At 64.6% G+C, this 1,294-nt stretch carries 2 pseudogenes; one reads left to right on the forward strand and one right to left on the reverse strand.

The features are described 5' to 3' along the window. A pseudogene (locus tag BJF87_RS23720) lies at positions 1-412 on the reverse strand (IS3 family transposase); the annotation flags it as partial. A 35-nt stretch (positions 413-447) separates the two neighbouring features. Between BJF87_RS23720 and BJF87_RS23725 the strand changes: the two are divergent. Then, a pseudogene (locus BJF87_RS23725) lies at positions 448-1,294 on the forward strand (Mu transposase domain-containing protein); the annotation flags it as partial.

Consider the following 1,294-nt stretch of genomic DNA (forward strand, 5'->3'; position numbering starts at 1 on the left):
TAGGTTCGTGCGGCAACCATGCAGCCCTGCTCCCGCAAGACCCGGCAGATCGACTCGACCGCAAAACCGTTGGCGCGCATCTGATCAATGAACGCCACGATCATCGGTTGCGGGGGTCGAGTTCCCCCGCGAAGAAAGTTGTCGCCGCTTTCAAAATGGCGACGTCTTCGCGTAACTGCTTGTTCTCCGCCTTGAGTCGCTTGATCTCGGCGGACTCCTTCGAGGTGGTCCCCGCGCGGGCGCCGGCATCGACCTGTGCCTGCACTGCCCACCGACGTACCGTCTCCCCGCCGACACCGACCTGCTTGGCGATCGCTTCGGCAGCGGCAGTCAACGACGTGTACTCGCCGCCGTGCACCTCCAGCAACCGCAAGGCCCTCGAACGGACCTCCGGATCGATTTTCTTAGGCATGAGCTCATCCTTCCTGACTCAGAAGGAAGCGGCATCAAACCAGGGGTGGTTCAAGGTCGTTGACGGTCCTCAAGGATCGGGTGCGGGTGATTCGCCCGGAGTTCCGCGGGGTGGATCCCGCTGATCGGGTGATCTATCAACCCGGCGGGTGCTCGCAATGGGATCTGTGGTTCCCCGACTACCGAATCCCGGTGGGCCACAACCAGTTGTCGATGTTGCCGGTGTTGGTGATGACGTTGGCGTTCTCCCGGTACCGCTCGGCGGTGATGATCCCCTCCCGCCAGGGCGGAGACATCCTCGCCGGGATGTGGTTGCTGCTGTCGCAGCTGGGTGCGGTGACCCGCAAGCTGGTGTGGGACCGCGAATCCGCGATCGGCGGCAAGGGCAAGCCCACGGCGCTGGCGGCAGGATTCGTGGGCAGTCTGGGCACTCGACTCGAGCTGGCACCACCGTGCGATCCCGAATACAAGGGCATGGTCGAACGCAACAACCGGTTCTTCGAGACCTCATTTCTGCCGGGCCGCCATTTCGCCTCGCCAGCCGACTTCACCGCCCAGTTCGATCGTTGGCTGGCCGATTACGCCAACACCCGGGTGGTGCGCTCGATTGGTGATCGACGCCCCTGTGACGTGCTCACCGAGGACCTGGCGCAGATGGCGACGCTGCCGCCGAGCGCACCACAAGTCGGGTTGAGCACTCGGGTGCGGCTGGGCCGCGACTACTACGTGCGCGTGGCCGGCAACGACTACTCGGTGCACCCCTCAGTGATCGGCCGGTTTGTCGACATCACCGCCGATCTACACCGGGTGCGGATCGCGTGCGGCGAGGTCACCGTCGCCGACCATGACCGCAGCTGGGCCAACCACGTCACCATCGCCGACG

The sequence above is a fragment of the Gordonia sp. CNJ-863 genome (assembly GCF_001942325.1).
Taxonomy (GTDB): Bacteria; Actinomycetota; Actinomycetes; order Mycobacteriales; family Mycobacteriaceae; genus Gordonia; species Gordonia alkanivorans.